The sequence below is a fragment of the Pseudomonas silesiensis genome, from assembly GCF_001661075.1.
Lineage (GTDB): Bacteria > Pseudomonadota > Gammaproteobacteria > Pseudomonadales > Pseudomonadaceae > Aquipseudomonas > Aquipseudomonas silesiensis.
Window position 1 is genome coordinate 458,316 of sequence record NZ_CP014870.1, and the last position, 18,785, is coordinate 477,100.

16 protein-coding genes are annotated in these 18,785 nt (G+C 61.1%); 14 read left to right on the plus strand and 2 right to left on the minus strand.

Features of this window, described 5'->3' with window-relative positions; all coding sequences use genetic code 11:
* Window positions 1-17 precede the first annotated feature (17 nt).
* Window positions 18-1,049 (minus strand): small ribosomal subunit biogenesis GTPase RsgA, encoded by a 1,032-nt coding sequence (gene rsgA / locus PMA3_RS02015; RefSeq protein ID WP_064675604.1) that lies wholly within the window; start codon window positions 1,047-1,049, stop codon window positions 18-20.
* A gap of 107 nt (window positions 1,050-1,156) precedes the next feature.
* Between rsgA and orn the strand changes: the two genes are divergently transcribed.
* Both orn and PMA3_RS02025 read left to right on the plus strand, forming a co-directional pair.
* Window positions 1,157-1,699, plus strand: a complete 543-nt coding sequence (gene orn / locus PMA3_RS02020) for an oligoribonuclease (RefSeq protein WP_064675605.1) — start codon at window positions 1,157-1,159, stop codon at window positions 1,697-1,699.
* A 200-nt stretch (window positions 1,700-1,899) separates the two neighbouring features.
* Window positions 1,900-2,511 (plus strand): trimeric intracellular cation channel family protein, encoded by a 612-nt coding sequence (locus tag PMA3_RS02025; protein WP_064675606.1) that lies wholly within the window; start codon window positions 1,900-1,902, stop codon window positions 2,509-2,511.
* A 131-nt stretch (window positions 2,512-2,642) separates the two neighbouring features.
* On the opposite strand, the gene queG is transcribed toward PMA3_RS02025, so the two are convergent.
* A complete protein-coding gene (gene queG / locus PMA3_RS02030; protein WP_064675607.1) occupies window positions 2,643-3,707 on the minus strand; it encodes a tRNA epoxyqueuosine(34) reductase QueG in 1,065 nt (354 codons plus the stop codon).
* Window positions 3,708-3,770: 63 nt separating this feature from the next.
* Between queG and PMA3_RS02035 the strand changes: the two genes are divergently transcribed.
* The 12 genes from PMA3_RS02035 (at window position 3,771) to PMA3_RS02090 (ending at window position 18,775) form a co-directional block, all read left to right on the plus strand.
* Window positions 3,771-5,270: a bifunctional ADP-dependent NAD(P)H-hydrate dehydratase/NAD(P)H-hydrate epimerase gene (locus PMA3_RS02035; protein ID WP_064675608.1), complete on the plus strand. Its 1,500-nt coding sequence runs from the start codon at window positions 3,771-3,773 to the stop codon at window positions 5,268-5,270.
* Window positions 5,258-5,728 carry a tRNA (adenosine(37)-N6)-threonylcarbamoyltransferase complex ATPase subunit type 1 TsaE gene (gene tsaE, locus PMA3_RS02040; RefSeq protein ID WP_064675609.1) on the plus strand — a complete coding sequence of 157 codons (471 nt, stop codon included), beginning with the start codon at window positions 5,258-5,260 and terminating at the stop codon, window positions 5,726-5,728. Before PMA3_RS02035 ends, tsaE begins: the two co-directional genes overlap by 13 nt.
* Window positions 5,729-7,156: an N-acetylmuramoyl-L-alanine amidase gene (locus PMA3_RS02045; RefSeq protein WP_064675610.1), complete on the plus strand. Its 1,428-nt coding sequence runs from the start codon at window positions 5,729-5,731 to the stop codon at window positions 7,154-7,156.
* A complete protein-coding gene (gene mutL, locus PMA3_RS02050) occupies window positions 7,153-9,057 on the plus strand; it encodes a DNA mismatch repair endonuclease MutL (RefSeq protein ID WP_064675611.1) in 1,905 nt (634 codons plus the stop codon). Before PMA3_RS02045 ends, mutL begins: the two co-directional genes overlap by 4 nt.
* A complete protein-coding gene (gene miaA, locus PMA3_RS02055; RefSeq protein WP_064675612.1) occupies window positions 9,057-10,028 on the plus strand; it encodes a tRNA (adenosine(37)-N6)-dimethylallyltransferase MiaA in 972 nt (323 codons plus the stop codon). The genes mutL and miaA overlap by 1 nt, the downstream gene beginning before the upstream one ends.
* 95 nt (window positions 10,029-10,123) lie before the next feature.
* Entirely contained in the window at window positions 10,124-10,390 is a 267-nt protein-coding gene (hfq, locus tag PMA3_RS02060) for an RNA chaperone Hfq (RefSeq protein WP_064675613.1), read from the plus strand.
* A gap of 12 nt (window positions 10,391-10,402) precedes the next feature.
* On the plus strand, window positions 10,403-11,704 hold the full coding sequence (hflX, locus tag PMA3_RS02065; RefSeq protein WP_064675614.1) for a ribosome rescue GTPase HflX: 1,302 nt from the start codon (window positions 10,403-10,405) through the stop codon (window positions 11,702-11,704).
* A 96-nt stretch (window positions 11,705-11,800) separates the two neighbouring features.
* Window positions 11,801-12,973, plus strand: a complete 1,173-nt coding sequence (hflK, locus tag PMA3_RS02070) for an FtsH protease activity modulator HflK (protein WP_064675615.1) — start codon at window positions 11,801-11,803, stop codon at window positions 12,971-12,973.
* Window positions 12,973-13,842: a protease modulator HflC gene (gene hflC, locus PMA3_RS02075; protein ID WP_064675616.1), complete on the plus strand. Its 870-nt coding sequence runs from the start codon at window positions 12,973-12,975 to the stop codon at window positions 13,840-13,842. Before hflK ends, hflC begins: the two co-directional genes overlap by 1 nt.
* Window positions 13,843-14,158: 316 nt before the next feature.
* Window positions 14,159-15,346, plus strand: a complete 1,188-nt coding sequence (locus tag PMA3_RS02080; RefSeq protein WP_064675617.1) for an ATP phosphoribosyltransferase regulatory subunit — start codon at window positions 14,159-14,161, stop codon at window positions 15,344-15,346.
* A 54-nt stretch (window positions 15,347-15,400) separates the two neighbouring features.
* Window positions 15,401-16,690, plus strand: a complete 1,290-nt coding sequence (locus PMA3_RS02085) for an adenylosuccinate synthase (RefSeq protein WP_064675618.1) — start codon at window positions 15,401-15,403, stop codon at window positions 16,688-16,690.
* Between the two features lie 150 nt (window positions 16,691-16,840).
* On the plus strand, window positions 16,841-18,775 hold the full coding sequence (locus PMA3_RS02090) for a methyl-accepting chemotaxis protein (RefSeq protein WP_064675619.1): 1,935 nt from the start codon (window positions 16,841-16,843) through the stop codon (window positions 18,773-18,775).
* Window positions 18,776-18,785 lie beyond the last annotated feature (10 nt).

The window sequence follows — 18,785 nt, forward strand, 5'->3', positions numbered from 1 at the left end:
AAAATGATCAAGACTACTTAGTAGCTGCTCTCCGGCAAGCTGGCGATGATCGAGCGGTAACTGTTCATCCGTTGCTGCTGCACTCGGCCCTCTTCCAGGGCCTTGAGCAAGGCGCAACCCGGTTCGCGGTCGTGCTTGCAGTCGCGGAAGCGGCAGGTGCCGATCAGGTCGTTGAACTCGATGAAGCCGGCTTCGACGTCGGCGCGGCTGACGTGACCCAGGCCGAATTCGCGGATACCCGGGGAGTCGATCAGCTCACCGCCACCGGGGAAGTGGAACAAGCGCGCGGTGGTGGTGGTGTGGGTACCCTGGCCGGACAGCTCGGAGAGCGGGCCAACGCGGGTGTCGACTTCCGGCAACAGGCTGTTGACCAGCGATGACTTGCCGACGCCGGACTGGCCGACGAACACGCTGATGTGCCCGTCCAGCTGCTTCTGCAGTTGCTCCATGCCGTTGCCGTGGTGCGCCGACACTTCCAGTACCGGATAGCCCAGCGTGCGGTAGACCGCCAGCAAGGCATTCAGCGCCGGGGCGTTGTGTTCGTCGATCAGGTCGAATTTGTTGAGCAGCAGCAGGGGGCGAATCCCCGCGTGCTCGGCCGCGACCAGATAACGGTCGATCAGGTTGGCGTGCGGCTCGGGCAGCGGGGCGAAGACGATGACGATCATGTCGACGTTGGCCGCCACCGGCTTGAGCTGGCCACGGCTGTCCGGACGGCAGAGTTCGGTTTTGCGCGGCAGTTGCGCCACGATCACGCCGATCCCCTGGTTGCCGGCACGCCAGACCACCTGATCGCCGGTTACCAGCGCCGGGAGGTTGGCGCGCAAGTGGCAGCGGAATACCTGGCCGGCCAACTCGCCATCGAGCGCTTCGACTTCGACCTGCACACCGAAGTGTGCGATCACCAGGCCGGTCTGTTCCGGACCCAGGTCGCCACCCTCGAGTGCCTCGACAGCCGAGGACTCGCGTTTGGCGGCGCGGGCAGCGCGTTCGCCCTGAATCTTTTCGATGCGCCAGTTTTGACGACGATTGAGTTGGCGTTTGGCCATGGGTGTTCCGTATCAAGAATGCAGCGATTAGGTAAAACGGCCGCGAGTTTAGCACGCCCGGCCACGTCCCTAGGCTAAACTGCGCAGCATTGCCTAGGAGTCGACATATGCAAAACCCGCAGAATCTGATCTGGATCGACCTGGAAATGACCGGTCTGAACCCTGATACCGACGTCATCATCGAGATGGCGACGATCGTCACTGACAGTGATTTGAACACCTTGGCCGAAGGTCCGGTGATCGCCATCCATCACAGCGATGAGATCCTCGCCGGCATGGACGAGTGGAACACCCGTCAACACGGCGGCTCGGGCCTGACCCAACGGGTTCGCGACAGCCGCATCAGCATGGCCGAAGCCGAAGCCGAGACCATCGCCTTCCTGGAAAAATGGGTGCCGAAGGGCAAGTCGCCGATCTGCGGCAACAGCATCTGCCAGGACCGTCGCTTTCTATATACCCACATGAAATCCCTGGAAAGCTATTTCCACTACCGCAACCTCGACGTGTCGACCCTGAAAGAACTGGCCGCACGCTGGGCGCCTAGCGTGCGCGACAGTTTCCAGAAAGGCAGCACCCACCTGGCCCTGGACGACATCCGTGAATCCATCGCCGAGTTGCAGCATTACCGCAAGAATTTCATCAAGTTCTGAATCAGCGGTGCCTTCACTGGCCTCTTCGCGGGCAAGCCCGCTCCCACAAGGTTATTCGCCGACCCTGTGGGGAGTGAGCTTGGCCACGAAGGCGTCCGATGGGTCACCCATTGACCATGCGGGTGAAAGTTCTTGTGTGCCCGCTTTTGGTGCTTCGGCGAAGTGAGTAGACTGCGCGCCTTCCTGCAAGGACCGCCCCCATGTTGCTGATGCTCTACCTGATCGCCATTACCGCCGAAGCCATGACCGGTGCCCTGTCTGCCGGCCGTCGCGGCATGGATTGGTTTGGTGTGGTGCTGATCGCGTGCGTGACGGCCCTGGGTGGCGGGTCGGTGCGCGACGTGCTGCTTGGCCATTACCCGCTGACCTGGGTCAAACACCCGGAATACCTGGTGCTGACCTCGATCGCGGCGATGTTCACCGTGTTCGCCGCACGCTGGATGCGCCACCTGCGTTCGCTGTTTCTGGTACTCGACGCCGTAGGGTTGGTGGCCTTTACCTTGATTGGCTGCATGACCGCGCTGGAAATGGGTCATGGCATGTTGGTGGCTTCGGTCAGCGGGGTGATCACCGGGGTGTTCGGCGGCATCCTGCGGGACATCTTCTGTAACGACATCCCGCTGATCTTCCGCCGAGAACTCTATGCCAGTGTGTCGTTCGCTGCGGCGTGGTGCTACCTGCTGTGCATCTATCTCGAACTGCCCGGCGAACAGGCGATCCTGATTACTCTGTTCGGCGGCTTCCTGCTGCGTCTGTTGGCGATCCGTTTTCACTGGGAAATGCCGAAGTTCGTCTACAACGACGAAGCCTGACACGGTCTCCTGTAGGAGCAGCCGGTCGACGCTCGATTGCTCGCGATGAGCCCGAGAGCGCCGCGGGGTGTCAGGTTTAAAGCGTTATCGTTGAAGACCATCGCGAGCAATCGAGCGTCGACCGGCTGCTCCTACAGCACACCGTGTTGTTTCAGGGCCCATTCCACATGTTCGCGGACCAGTTCCGATGGGTATTCGCGTCGCGCCTTCAACGCCTCCAGTACCGGAATGCTCGACGGCGCATTACCCAGGCCCACCGCGAGATTGCGCAGCCAGCGCTCATAGCCGGCACGGCGTAGCGGCGACCCTTCGGTGCTGCTGAGGAATTTATCCTCATCCCACATGAACAATTCAGCCAGTTCGGCGTTGTCCAGGTTATGACGCGGCTTGAAGTCGCTTTCCCCGGACGGGCGGGCAAAGCGGTTCCACGGGCAGACGATCTGGCAGTCATCGCAACCAAACACCCGATTGCCGATCAGCGGTCGCAAATCTTCGGGGATCGCGCTTTTCAGCTCGATGGTCAGGTAGGAAATGCAGCGCCGGGCATCCAGTACATAAGGGCCGACGAACGCATTGGTCGGGCAAATGTCCAGGCACGCGGTGCAGCGTCCGCAGTGTTCGCTAGCGTGGGGCGGGTCCACAGGGAGCGGCAGGTCGACGAACAGTTCACTGAGAAAGAAGTAACTGCCGGCCTTGCGATTCAACACCAGGGTATTTTTGCCGATCCAGCCCAGGCCGGCTTTTTCGGCAATGGCCTTTTCCAGCACCGGGGCACTGTCGACGAACGCGCGGTAGCCGAACGGGCCGATGACCGCCTGGATTTTTTCTGCCAGTTGTTGCACGCGTTTACGGATCAATTTGTGATAATCGCGGCCCAAGGCATAGCGCGAAACGTAGGCTTTCTCCGGTTGGGCCAGGCGTTGGGCCATTTCCGTGTCGCCGGGCAGGTAGTCCATGCGCAGGGATACGACCCTTAACGTGCCCGGCACCAGTTCTTCCGGGTGCGAGCGTTTGCTGCCGTGGGCGCCCATGTAGTCCATTTCGCCGTGGTAGCCGGCTTCGAGCCAGCGCTGCAGGTGCTGCTCATGCTCGGCCAGGTCCAGGCCGCTGATGCCGACTTGCTGAAAGCCCAGCTCGCGGCCCCAATCCTTGATGGATTGGGCGAGGGCGGGCAGGTCTGTGGTAATTGCGGGCATGAGACGAGAGAAACCGGAGCTGAGGTGCGTATAATTCTGCCAGACATCGGAGCCCGAAGACGCATGCCGCACACTAAAGATGATTTACCCGACGCGCTGTACAGCGCCGCGCAAGTGCGAGCGCTCGATGCGAGCCTGATTGCGGCCGGCACACCGGGCTTCGAATTGATGCAGCGGGCGGCGCGCGCTACCTGGCGTGCGCTGGTCCGTCACTGGCCGACGGCGAACGAGCTGAGTGTGGTGACCGGTCATGGCAACAACGCCGGTGATGGCTATTTAATAGCTGTTTTGGCCAGGCGCGCAGGCTGGCACGTACGCGTCCTGGCAGTCGGTGATCCTAAGCGTTTGCAAGGCGATGCAGTCCTGGCCCACGCCGAGGCCGTGGCCGAAGGCGTTGCCGTTCAAGCCTGGAGCTCGCAGTCCGGGTTGCGGGGCGTTGTGGTAGACGCCATGCTCGGTACCGGTTTGACGGGAGACGTGCGAGAACCCTATGCCGGCGTTATCGCTGCGATCAATGCCAGTGGCTTGCCAGTTGCGGCAGTGGATATTCCTTCGGGTCTTTGCGCTGATACGGGACGTATTCTTGGCTCGGCCGTCCGGGCTGACCTGACCGTGACCTTCATTGGCTTGAAATTGGGGCTGTTCACCGGCGACGCGGCGGACGTGGTGGGCGAGTGGGTGTTCAATGACCTGCAGGCCTCCCCTGAGTCATTTAATGGCGTCGACATCAGTGCGCGTCTTCTGACGGCCGATAACGTGCCGCGCCTGGCCAGCCGCGCTCCCACTGCCCATAAAGGCAAGTTCGGGCATGTGCTGTTGATCGGCGGTGATCGGGGTTTTGGCGGCGCGATCCTGCTGAGTGCGCAAACTGCGCTGCGCAGTGGCGCGGGCATGGTGTCGGTATCGACGCGAAGCGAACACGTTCCCGCCGCACTGGCTAGAATTCCCGAAGCGATGGTAGTGGGCACTTCGTCAGCCAACCAACTGATGGGATTGCTGGAAAAAGTGTCCGTGCTGGTCGTCGGTCCAGGCTTGGGACAGGCGTCCTGGGGGCGCAGTCTTTTGTCGGCGGCGGCCAACGCACCGCTTGCGCAAGTCTGGGACGCCGACGCCTTGAATCTGTTGGCTGAAGGGCAGGTGAGCTTGCCCGGGGATTGTGTGATCACGCCGCATCCGGGGGAGGCGGCGCGGTTATTGGGCCTGTCGACTGCCGAGGTCCAGGCCGATCGTCCAGCCGCTGCCCATGCATTGAGCAAAAAATACACAGCGGTTGTGGTCCTCAAAGGCGCCGGCAGCCTGATCGCCAGTCCCGACGGACGTCTGGCGGTATGCGATCAGGGGCATCCGGCGATGGCTACCGCCGGATTGGGCGATGTACTGGCCGGATTGCTGGGCGCCCTGCTGGCCCAGGGCATGAACGCCTTTGACGCCGCTTGCCTCGGTGTCTGGCTGCACGCCGGCGCCGGTGCACAAGAAGGTAAATCGGGCCGTGGGCTGGCGGCCAGTGATCTGATCCCAGCCATTCGTCAGTTGTTGGAGGAGCAAGCACCGTGTCTGAAGTAACCCTGTACCTGGCTGATGAAGAGGCGATGACGGCGTTTGGCGCACGTATCGCGAAAACCACCGAAGGGCACGGTCTGATTTTTCTGGAAGGGGATCTGGGAGCGGGGAAAACCACGCTGTCCCGAGGTATCATCCGGGGTCTGGGGCATGAGGGTGCGGTCAAAAGTCCGACCTTCACTCTGGTCGAACCGTACGAGATCGGTGACATCCGGGCTTTCCATTTCGACCTGTATCGCCTGGTCGATCCGGAAGAGCTGGAATACCTCGGTATCCGCGACTACTTCGTAGACGATGCGTTGTGCCTGATCGAATGGCCCCGCAAGGGCTCAGGCTTTTTGCCAAAGCCCGACCTGACCATTACCATTAGCCCGCAAGACAGCGGGCGTTCGCTGAAAATTTTGTCCCAGGGCTCGCGTGGCGAGTCGTGGTGTGCCGCTTTGGCATTGGAATCCAATTAAATGATGGGGTCAGGTATGCGCTTTCGCGCGATGGTAGCTGCCGTAGGGTTGTTGTTTCTGGCGGTAACCGTCGACGCTGTGGCCGAGACAAAGGTCAACAGCGTTCGCCTGTGGCGGGCTCCGGACAACACACGACTGGTGTTCGACCTGACGGGGCCTGTCCAGCACAGCGTGTTTACCCTGTCTGCTCCGGATCGCCTGGTGATCGACATCAATGGTGCGAGCCTCGGGGCGCCCTTGAGCGTCAATAGCTCGAACACCCCGATCACCGCAATGCGCTCGGCCCAACGCACGCCGACGGACCTGCGGGTGGTCATCGACCTGAAAAAAGCCGTCACGCCGAAAAGCTTTACCCTGGCGCCGAACGCCCAGTACGGTAACCGGCTGGTGGTCGATCTGTTCGATAACCCCGCCGATGCCGCGCCGATTCCGGCGCCAACCAACGTCGCGAAAGTGGCCCCGGTGCCGGTCACCCCGATCGATCCGCCAGTCAAATTGCCGCCAGCCCCGGCCGGCAAGCGCGACATCGTCGTGGTCATCGATGCCGGCCACGGTGGCGAAGACCCGGGCGCCTCCGGTTCTCGCGGTCAGCGCGAGAAAGACGTGGTGCTGGCCATCGCTCGCGAACTGCAGCGCCAGGTCAACGGCATGAAAGGCTTCCGCGCCGAACTGACCCGTACCGGCGACTACTTCATTCCCTTGCGCGGGCGTACCGAAATCGCCCGCAAGAAGGGCGCCGACCTGTTCGTCTCGATCCACGCCGATGCCGCCCCCTCGACCGCCGCCTTCGGTGCGTCGGTATTCGCCCTGTCTGATCGCGGCGCCACGTCCGAGACGGCGCGCTGGTTGGCCGACAGCGAAAACCGGTCCGACCTGATCGGTGGTGCCGGTAACGTCAGCCTCGACGACAAAGACCGGATGTTGGCGGGCGTACTGCTCGACCTGTCGATGACCGCCTCCCTGACGTCCAGCCTGAACGTCGGCCAGAAGGTCCTGAGCAATATCGGCCGGGTCACCCCGCTGCACAAACAACGGGTGGAGCAGGCCGGGTTCATGGTGCTGAAGTCGCCGGACATTCCGTCGATCCTGGTGGAAACCGGGTTCATCTCCAACGCCAACGAAGCCTCCAAGCTTGCCGCTGCGAATCACCAGCAGGCGCTGGCGCGGTCGATCAGCAGCGGCGTGCGCCAGTTCTTCCAGCAGAATCCACCGCCGGGCACCTACATTGCCTGGCTGCGCGATTCCGGCAAGATCGCCCAAGGCCCGCGAGACCATCGCGTGAATCCCGGTGAAACCCTGGCGATGATCGCCGTGCGCTACCAGGTGTCGCCGGCCAGCCTGCGCAGCGCCAACAACCTGGCGAGTGATGAGCTCAAAATCGGTCAGCATCTGACGATTCCCGGCACCGACCTGGCGGCCAAAGAATGAATCAGGCGCTGACCAACACCGCTCGCATCGAGCTGCTCAGCCCCCGGCTGGCGAACCAGATTGCCGCCGGCGAGGTGGTCGAGCGCCCGGCTTCGGTGATCAAGGAGTTGCTGGAAAACAGCCTCGACTCCGGCGCCAGACGCATCGATGTCGATGTGGAACAGGGTGGTGTCAAATTGCTGCGGGTGCGCGACGATGGCAGCGGCATTTCAGCCGATGACTTGCCGCTGGCCCTGGCCCGTCACGCCACCAGCAAGATCCGCAACCTGGAAGACCTCGAGCAGGTCATGAGCCTCGGCTTTCGGGGCGAGGCCCTGGCATCGATCAGTTCCGTGGCACGGCTGACGCTGACGTCCCGAACCAAAGAGGCCGACCAGGCCTGGCAAGTCGAAACCGAAGGCCGGGACATGGCGCCGCGGGTGCAGCCGGCCGCGCATCCGGTCGGCACCTCGGTCGAAGTGCGCGACCTGTTCTTCAATACCCCGGCACGCCGCAAGTTTCTCAAGACTGAAAAAACCGAGTTCGATCACCTGCAGGAAGTGATCAAGCGCCTGGCATTGGCGCGTTTCGACGTGGCCTTCCACCTGCGCCATAACGGCAAGACCATCCTCAGCCTGCATGAGGCCCGCGATGATGCGGCCCGTGCCCGGCGTGTAGCGGCCATTTGCGGCGCGGGATTCCTGGAGCAGGCGCTGCCAATCGAAATCGAGCGCAATGGCCTGCATCTTTGGGGCTGGGTCGGCTTGCCGACGTTCAATCGCAGCCAGGCGGACTTGCAGTATTTCTTTGTGAATGGTCGAGCCGTGCGCGACAAGCTGGTGGCCCACGCGGTCCGTCAGGCGTATCGCGATGTGCTGTTCAATGGCCGTCATCCGACCTTCGTGCTGTTTTTCGAAGTCGATCCGGCGGGCGTCGACGTCAACGTGCACCCGACCAAACACGAAGTGCGCTTCCGTGACGGGCGCATGGTCCACGACTTCCTCTATGGCACCTTGCACCGCGCCCTGGGCGATGTGCGTCCTGAGGATCAACTGGCGGCGCCTGTGGCGACCGCCATCGTTCGACCGACCGGGATCGAGGCCGGCGAATTTGGTCCCCAGGGTGAAATGCGCCTGGCGGCCAACGCGTTGCTGGAGCAGCCCCAGGCTCAGCCGGCCTACAATGCAATGCCTGGCTCGGGCGCCGGCGCCGGTTATCAATACACGCCACGGCCGCAGTCCGGTGTTCCCGCCGCTGAAGCCCAGGCTGCCTACCGCGAGTTCTTCGCGCCGTTGCCCGAGGCCAACGCGGTCGCTCTGCCAGCCGGGCAAGACGATATTCCGCCCCTGGGCTACGCGTTGGCGCAGCTCAAGGGTATCTATATTCTGTCGGAGAACGCTCAGGGCCTGGTGTTGGTGGACATGCACGCCGCCCATGAGCGGATCATGTACGAACGCCTGAAGATCGCCATGGCCAGCGAAGGCCTGAGTGGCCAACCGCTACTGGTGCCCGAGTCCCTGGCGGTCAGCCAGCGTGAAGCCGATTGCGCCGAAGAGCATGTGGCCTGGTTCCAGCGCCTGGGCTTCGAGTTGCAGCGCCTTGGCCCGGAATCCCTTGCCATCCGGCAGATTCCGGCCTTGCTCAAGCAGGCAGAAGCCAATCGACTGGTCAGTGACGTATTGGCAGACCTGATGGAGTACGGCACCAGCGACCGGATCCAGGCGCACCTGAACGAGCTGCTCGGGACCATGGCCTGCCACGGCGCGATTCGGGCGAATCGGCGTCTGGCCCTGCCGGAAATGAACGGTCTGCTGCGCGACATGGAAAGCACCGAGCGCAGCGGTCAATGCAACCATGGCCGACCGACCTGGACCCAATTGGGGCTGGACGATCTGGACAAACTGTTTTTGCGCGGTCGTTGATGAGCCAGCACCCTCCCGCGATTTTCCTGATGGGGCCGACCGCCGCCGGCAAGACCGACCTGGCCATCGAGCTCACCAAAGTCTTGCCCTGCGAGCTGATCAGCGTGGATTCGGCGCTGGTCTACCGTGGCATGGACATCGGCACCGCCAAGCCGTCCAAAGCGCTGTTGGCCGAATTTCCCCATCGCCTGATCGATATTCTCGACCCGGCAGAGAGCTATTCGGCGGCGGATTTCCGACGTGATGCCCTCGACGCCATGGCCGACATCACCGCGCGCGGAAAAATTCCGTTGCTGGTGGGCGGCACAATGCTCTATTACAAGGCTTTGGTCGAAGGTCTGGCGGACATGCCCGCCGCCGATCCCGACGTTCGCGCCCAGATCGAAGAAGAAGCTGCACGCCTTGGCTGGCAAGCCCTGCACGATCAATTGGCAGTGATTGACCCGGAGTCTGCAGCGCGCATTCATCCGAACGATCCCCAGCGACTCAGTCGAGCGCTGGAGGTTTATCGTGTCAGCGGTCAAAGCATGACTGAGTTGCGCTTGCGACAATCTGCGCAAAGTACTGAAGCAGCCGCTTCGGGACAGCAACAATTGCCCTATACTGTCGCGAACCTGGCCATTGCTCCGGCTAATCGCCAGGTATTGCATGAGCGAATTAAACAAAGATTTACTTTAATGTTGGAACAGGGATTCATTGACGAGGTCGTAGCCCTGCGTAAGAGAAGTGACCTGCATGCCGGGTTGCCGTCTATACGTGCAGTAGGCTACCGACAAGTCTGGGACTACCTGGATGGCAAGCTGACGCAAGCCGAGATGCAGGAGCGTGGAATCATTGCCACGCGCCAGCTGGCGAAGCGCCAGTTCACCTGGCTGCGCAGTTGGGCTGATTTACACTGGTTGGACAGCCTGGATTGCGACAATCTGCCGCGCGCCTTGAAATACCTGGGGACCATCTCCATATTGAGCTGAGTCCTTGCAATTGCCGTCTATCCTTGGGGGTCTGACGGCCACAAGCCATCTGTTTACCTATTTTTTTATATTGAATCCTTAAAGGAGTGCGGCACATGTCAAAAGGGCATTCGCTACAAGACCCTTACTTGAATACTTTACGTAAAGAGAAAGTGGGGGTCTCCATCTACCTGGTCAACGGGATCAAGCTGCAAGGCACGATCGAATCTTTCGACCAGTTCGTTATCCTGCTGAAAAACACCGTCAGCCAGATGGTTTATAAACACGCTATCTCTACAGTGGTGCCGGTTCGTCCAATTCGTCTGCCTAGTGCCGCCGAAAGTGAACAGGGCGACGCTGAGCCTGCTCCGGGTAACGCCTGATAGGAGTCTCCTTTGTTCTTTGAGCGCCACGGTGGTGGTGAACGGGCAATTCTCGTTCACTTGGATGGTCAGGACCCTGAGGCGCGCGAAGATCCGCAGGAGTTTCAGGAATTGGCAATGTCGGCTGGCGCCGAGACCGTCGCGTTTTTCAACGTGCCGCGTCATCGGCCAACCGCCAAATACCTGATTGGCAGCGGCAAGGTCGAGGAGTTGCGCGACCTGGTCAAAGCCGAACAGGTCGATCTGGTGATTTTCAATCACATCCTCACGCCCAGTCAGGAACGTAACCTCGAACGTGTTTTCGAGTGTCGCGTGATCGACCGCACGGGTCTGATTCTCGATATCTTCGCCCAACGCGCCCGCACCCATGAAGGCAAGCTCCAGGTCGAACTGGCCCAGCTTGAACACATGAGTACGCGGCTGGTTCGTGGCTGGACTCACCTTGAGCGGCAGAAGGGCGGTATCGGTCTGCGCGGCCCGGGTGAAACCCAGCTGGAAACCGACCGGCGCCTGTTGCGGGTTCGCCTGCGTCAGATCAAGGGGCGCCTGGAAAAGGTTCGCAGCCAGCGCGAGCAATCTCGTCGCGGGCGCAAACGGGCTGACATTCCGACGGTTTCACTGGTGGGTTATACCAACGCCGGCAAATCGACGCTGTTCAACTCGGTAACCGATTCCGATGTCTTCGCCGCCGACCAGCTCTTCGCCACCCTCGATCCGACCCTGCGTCGACTTGAGCTCGACGACCTCGGTCCGATCGTGCTGGCCGATACCGTGGGCTTCATTCGCCACCTGCCGCACAAACTGGTCGAGGCATTTCGGGCTACGCTCGAAGAGTCGAGCAACTCCGACCTGCTGCTGCATGTGATCGACGCCCATGAGCCCGAGCGCATGGCCCAGATTGAACAGGTGATGGTGGTTCTAGGGGAGATCGGTGCTCAAGACTTGCCGATCCTCGAGGTTTACAACAAACTCGATTTGCTCGAGGGTGTGGAGCCGCAGATCCAGCGCGATGCCGATGGCAAGCCGCAGCGGGTCTGGTTGTCGGCCAAGGACGGTACAGGTCTGGATTTGCTCAAGCAGGCCGTGGCCGAATTGCTCGGCGACGATTTGTTTGTTGGCACCTTGCGCTTGCCGCAACGTTTTGCTCGACTGCGTGCGCAGTTTTTCGAAGCCGGTGCGGTACAGAAAGAAGAACACGACGAAGAGGGCATCTGCCTGCTGGCCGTTCGTTTGCCGCGAATCGAGTTGAATCGACTGGTGAGCCGCGAAGGATTGCAGCCGATGGATTTCATCGAGCAACACACTTTGCAATAAAAGCCTGAGAAAGCGGTTGTGCCGTAGTCACAGGCATTCTGTAGCATTGGTCGGCGCGCCGTGGGTGCGTCTTTGCTTTATCAGATGGAGAGCGCTATGGCTTGGAATGAGCCGGGTGGCAACTCGAATAATCAGGATCCTTGGGGTGGCAAGCGCCGCAATAACGGCGACCGCAAGGGACCACCGGATCTCGACGAGGCCTTCCGAAAGCTGCAGGAAAGCCTGAACGGGTTATTCGGTGGTGGTAAGAAACGCGGTGATGACGGCGGCGGTTCTGGCAGGAGTGGCGGCTTCGGCGGCATTCTTGGCATCGGCCTGGTCGTGTTGGCGGCCGTGTGGCTGTACAGCGCGGTCTACGTAGTCGACGAGCAGGAACAAGCCGTGGTGCTGCGCTTCGGCAAGTACTACGAGACCGTCGGCCCGGGCCTGAACATCTATTTCCCGCCGATCGATCAAAAGTACCTGGAAAACGTCACGCGTGAGCGGGCCTATACCAAGCAGGGTCAAATGCTGACTGAAGACGAGAACATCGTCGAAGTGCCGCTGACCGTGCAGTACAAGATCAGCAACCTGCAGGACTTCGTGTTGAGCGTCGACCAGCCGGAAATCAGCCTGCAGCACGCGACCGAAAGTGCCTTGCGCCATGTGGTGGGTTCCACCGCGATGGACCAGGTGCTGACCGAAGGTCGTGAATTGATGGCCAGCGAAATCAAGGAGCGTCTGCAACGCTTCATGGATACCTATCGCACCGGTATCACCGTCACTCAGGTCAACGTACAGAACGCAGCGGCACCGCGTGAAGTGCAGGAAGCCTTTGATGACGTGATTCGTGCCCGTGAAGACGAGCAGCGTTCGCGCAACCAGGCTGAAACCTACGCCAACGGTGTCGTGCCGGAAGCCCGTGGTCAGGCCCAGCGCATCCTTGAAGATGCCAATGGTTACCGCGACGAAACCGTCTCGCGCGCCAAGGGTGAGGCCGATCGCTTCACCAAGCTGGTGAGCGAATATCGCAAGGCACCTGAAGTCACCCGCGAGCGTCTGTACCTGGACACCATGCAGGAAGTCTTCAGCAACACCAGCAAGGTTCTTGTAACCGGCAACAAGAATGGCCAGAGCAATCTGCTCTACCTGCCGCTGGACAAGATGGTCGAAAGTGGTCGCAGCACCAGCACTCCGGTGACCGGCGCGGCAGCCACCAGCAATGAAGCGAATGCACGTGCGGCAGCTGATCTGCAGCAACAGCAGACACGTACCAGGGAGAGTCGCTGATGAGCAATAAATCGCTGATCGCCCTAATTGTCGTGGTCGTCGTGGCGATCGCCGCCTGGAACTGCTTCTACATCGTGGCTCAGACCGAGCGTGCGGTGTTGCTGCAGTTCGGACGCGTGGTCCAGGCTGATGTCCAGCCAGGCTTGCATGTGAAAGTGCCTTACGTGAACAAGGTGCGTAAGTTCGATGCACGCTTGATGACACTGGATGCACCGACACAGCGCTTCCTGACGCTGGAAAAGAAAGCCGTCATGGTCGACGCCTACGCCAAGTGGCGCGTGAAAGATGCCGAGCGCTTCTACACCGCGACTTCCGGCCTCAAGCAGATTGCCGACGAGCGTCTTTCCCGTCGTCTGGAATCGGGCCTGCGTGACCAGTTCGGTAAGCGCACGCTGCACGAAGTGGTGTCCGGTGAGCGCGATGCGCTGATGACCGATATCACCGCTTCGCTGAACACGATGGCGGAAAAAGAGCTGGGCATCGAAGTCGTCGATGTTCGGGTCAAGGCCATCGATCTGCCGAAAGAAGTGAACCGCAGTGTGTTCGAGCGCATGAGCTCCGAACGTGAGCGTGAAGCTCGCGAGCACCGCGCCAAGGGTAACGAGCTGGCGGAAGGCATTCGTGCCGATGCCGATCGTCAACGCCGCGTGTTGCTGGCTGAAGCCTATCGTGAATCCGAAGAGGTTCGCGGTGACGGTGATGCCCAGGCCGCTGCGATCTACTCCAAGGCCTACGGCCAGGATCAGGAGTTCTACGGTTTCTACCGTAGTCTGCGCGCCTACCGTGAAAGCTTCGCGAACAAATCCGACGTCATGGTCCTGGACCCAAGCAGCGACTTCTTCCGTTACCTGGAAAAAGCCAAGCCTTGACACATCGTTGACCTGAATCATCCCCCCGCCTGGCGGCTACAGCCTCGGGCGGGGTGATCCTTTGGGAAAACGAGTGTATGATGCGGCAGCCGGGAAATTCCCGGCTTTTTTGCGTCTGCACGTTTGATTGCTGAGCGTACGCAGTCGCCCGAGTTGAATGACTCGACAGGTTTTTCGAGGAAAGTGGTTGGCGAAGCCGATTTCAGGCTTTTCGCCCCGTTGCTCATGCGCGTGGTTTGCGCATGAGCCGATCATTTTCTGCTTCACTCAAGGCTCGCCCAACGGCTTGCCGCCCGGACCATAGGGGAATGGCGTAATGGCAACGGTAGACCGCTGGCTGCTGCCAGATGGCATCGAAGAAGTACTGCCACCAGAAGCGGCGCGCATTGAAGTAGCGCGTCGCCAGGTGTTGGATCTGTTCCAGAGCTGGGGTTACGAGTTTGTCGTGACTCCCCATATCGAGTACCTCGAATCCCTGCTGACCGGCGCGGGCTCGGACCTCGATCTGCGTACCTTCAAGGTCATCGACCCGCAATCGGGCCGGCAGATGGGCTTCCGTGCAGACATCACGCCGCAAGTGGCGCGCATCGATGCGCACACCCTGCGTCGCGAAGGTCCGAGTCGTCTGTGTTATGCCGGTAGCGTGCTGCATGCTCAACCGCGTGCACTGTCGTCCTCGCGTAGCCCGATTCAGTTGGGCGCCGAGTTGTACGGCGATGCGAGCCCGAGCAGCGACGTGGAAGTCATCAGCCTGATGCTGGCCATGCTGCAATTGGCCGACGTGCCGGATGTGCACATGGATCTCGGGCATGTCGGTATCTACCGTGGCCTGGCCCGCGCCGCCGGTTTGTCCGGTGAAGTCGAGCAACAGTTGTTCGATGCATTGCAACGCAAGGCCATCGATGAGGTCATTACTTTGACCGAAGGCTTGCCTGCCGATCTGTCGGGCATGCTGCGAGCGCTGGTCGACCTGTGTGGCGGTCGTGAAGTATTGAGCGCTGCCCGCGAGCGTCTGGCGAATGCACCGGCGCCAGTTTTGGCGGCGCTGGACGATTTGCTGGCAATTGCCGAGCGTCTGTCCACGCGTTTCCCTGAGTTACCGCTGTATTTCGACCTGGGCGAGTTGCGCGGCTACCACTACCACACCGGTGTAGTGTTCGCGGTGTTCGTACCGGGCGTTGGTCAGTCCATTGCCCAGGGCGGTCGTTACGACGACATCGGCGCCGACTTCGGTCGCGCCCGTCCGGCAACCGGCTTCTCCACCGATTTGAAAACCCTGGTGACCCTGGGGCGTGCTGATATCAAGTTACCGTCTGGCGGTATCTGGATGCCGGACAGTACGGATACGGCACTCTGGCAGCAGGTTTGCCAGTTGCGCAGTGAGGGTCAGCGTGTCGTTCAGGCATTGCCTGGGCAACCATTGGCCGCCGCCCGTGAAGCGGACTGCGACCGGCAATTGATTCAGCAGAACGGGCTTTGGCAAGTATCGCCACTGGCTTCTTGAGTTTCCCTGCCGGCTGCCGCCGGCACCAAGTTTGCGCGAATGAGGACAAGTGTTATGGGTAAGAATGTCGTAGTCCTGGGCACCCAATGGGGTGATGAGGGCAAAGGCAAGATCGTTGATCTGCTGACCGAACATGCTGCCGCCGTAGTGCGCTACCAAGGTGGCCACAACGCGGGTCACACCCTGGTGATCGACGGCGAAAAAACCGTCCTGCACCTGATCCCGTCGGGCGTGCTGCGCGAAGGCGTGCAGTGCCTGATCGGCAACGGCGTGGTGGTTGCACCCGACGCCCTGCTGCGGGAAATCATCAAGCTGGAAGAAAAAGGCGTACCGGTGCGCGAGCGCCTGCGTATCAGCCCGTCCTGCCCGCTGATCCTGTCCTTCCACGTAGCGCTGGACCAGGCCCGTGAAAAGGCCCGTGGCGAGCTGAAGATCGGCACCACCGGTCGCGGCATCGGCCCGGCCTACGAAGACAAGGTTGCACGTCGTGGCCTGCGTGTGGGCGACCTGCTCAACATGCCGCGCTTTGAAGACAAGCTGCGTGAGCTGGTGGAATACCACAACTTCATGCTGGTGGGTTACTACAAAGAGCCAGCCATCGAATTCGACAAGACCCTGGCCGAATGCAAAGAATACGCTGAGCTGCTCAAGCCGCTGATGCTGGACGTGACTGCCGAGCTGCACGACCTGCGTCGCGCTGGCAAAGACATCATGTTCGAAGGCGCCCAAGGCTCCCTGCTGGACATCGACCACGGCACCTACCCGTACGTGACCAGCTCCAACACCACCGCTGGCGGCGTAGCTACCGGTTCGGGTGTCGGCCCCATGTTCCTGGACTACATCCTGGGCATCACCAAGGCTTACACCACGCGTGTAGGTTCGGGTCCATTCCCGACGGAGCTGTTCGACGAAGTCGGTGCGCACCTGGCCAAACAAGGTCACGAGTTTGGCGCGACTACCGGCCGTGCTCGTCGTTGTGGCTGGTTCGACGCTGTTATCCTGCGTCGCGCTATCGATGTGAACAGCATCTCGGGCATCTGCCTGACCAAGCTGGACGTGCTCGACGGTCTTGAAACCATCAACATCTGCGTCGGCTACAAAGATGCAGAAGGTAATGACGTTGCCCCGACTGACGCTGACAGTTACGTGGGTCTGCAGCCTGTGTACGAAGAAGTGCCGGGCTGGACCGAATCGACCGTGGGTGCCAAAACCCTGGAAGAGCTGCCAGCCAACGCTCGTGCTTACATCAAGCGGGTTGAAGCGCTGATTGGTGCGCCGATCGACATTATTTCGACGGGCCCGGACCGCAACGAAACCATCGTTCTGCGTCATCCGTTCGCTTGACAAGTCGTTGATGTAAAACACAAAGGCCCCTTAATCGGGGCCTTTGTCGTTTGTGCCTGTCCGACGGCATGACCTTTGCTGCGATCTTCATTAAGTGCATCTTTTATGGGGTGCCATCAATTTAATGGCGTCAAAGCAGAAGGATTTCCTGTGTCGGCCGTTCTCTCTCTGTTACAAAGCCGTTTATTGCGGCCCGTGTTCGTTACCTTGGGTATCGCTCTCCTGGTGCAAGTGCTGGTGGCTGTCGCCCTGACGCGGAGCACGGTGACTGCGCTTGAGGCCGATCTGGCCGTTCGCCTGGGTGCCGACAGTCAAAAACTCTCTGGCGAACTGGAGCAGGCCGGGCGTGAAGTCACGTCGAGCCTCGATAGCCTTTCGACCAACACCCGCCAGCGCCTTACGGCCGGCTTATCCTCGCGATTGAAAGACGAGCAGGCACAGCTGCGTGCGACGCTGGAAAAGGATTTGAAGGACTCCGCCAATGATATGGCGCAGCTCCTGGCCTCCGTTGCACCCCGCGCCATGTGGGACAGCGACGTGCCAACCCTGTCCGAATTCGCCCGCCGGGCCCAGCGTAATCCCAACGTGTTGTTCGTGGTCTACGACGACGCCACGGGTCAGCACCTGACGCGCTACCTCAACCGGGAAAATCCGATCAACAAGGCCCTGCTGGAAAAAGGCCAGGGCGAGCGGGCGCTGGACAAGGTGCTGGACGCGGCGAAGAACGATCCGTCGGTGTACTACCTCGAAGCCTCGATCAACCCCAATGGCGTGGAAATCGGCAAAGTCCTGATGGGTGTCTCGACCGCTTCGGTGGAAGCCGATGTGGCGGCGCTGGACAAGCGTTTCCTCGCGTTGATCGCCAGCAGCGATGAACTGGTGGGCGACAGCCTCAAAGGCGCGGCGGCTGACAGCGCCACGGCGATGCGTGCGCGGCTGCAGTCGGCGCAGGCTACCGCGTCCGAGATGAAATCCAACACCACTGACACGGTGCAGGAAGCCGCGACCACGTTGCGCTGGCGCATCGGCATGGGCCTGGCGGTCGTAGGTTTCGCTGTGCTGTTGCTGCTCGCGGTGGTGCTGGGGCGTCGAGTGGTCAATCGCTTGAAAATGCTCATCGCCGCCATGGATGACCTGGCCGCGGGCGAGGGCGACCTGACCAAGCGCGTGCAGATCAACAGCAAGGACGAAATTGGCGACATGGCCTCGGCGGTCAATCGTTTCGTGGACAAGTTGCAGCCCATCGTGCGTGAGGCGGGTGATGTGGCCCAGCGCACCGGTGTGGAAATCGGCGCCATGACCTTGCGCAACGCTGGCGCCGATGCGGCGGCCGGCCTACAGCGTGATGAAGTGGCGGAGAGCTTGCGTGCATTGTCGCAGATGGCGGATGACGCTCAGTCGGAAAGCCACGCCATGCAGGCGGCCCTGCAGCAGGTGGTGGACATTCGTTCGGCCACCGATGAAAACACCCGCACTTCGGCCAAGGTCGGCAGCCTGATCGAGGCGTTGGCCGGGCAGGTCGATACCGGCTCGAAAGTCATCGAGCGGCTGGCGCAGCAGAGTGAACAGATTGAAGTGGTGCTGACAGTGATTCACGGGATCGCCGAGCAGACCAACCTGCTGGCGCTGAACGCGGCCATCGAAGCGGCGCGGGCCGGCGAGACCGGTCGCGGGTTTGCGGTGGTGGCTGATGAAGTGCGGGCGCTGGCGAGCAAGACCCAGAGCTCCACGGGCGACATTCAGGCGCATATCGTCGCGCTGCAAGAGGGCGCGCGTGAGGCGGTGGCTGCGATCGGTCAGGCCGGGCGCCAGGCCAGTGAAGGATTGCTGGTGTTGCGTGACAGTGCGCGGTTGCAGCAGTCGGTACAGGCATCTGTCGAGCGGGTGCATTCGGCGATAGGTCTGGCGACTCAGGCAGCGGCCCATCAGGCGCAGGGTGCGCAAGCGGTGCGCGGGCGGGTCGAGACCATCCATGCACAGGCGGAGAAGGCGGCTCAGGCGGTGGTGGAGACTACGGCCAGCGGCAAGGTGCTGGATGGGTTGGCGGCGCAGTTGAAGGCGAGCCTGGGGCAGTTCAGGGCTTAAAATTTGTATT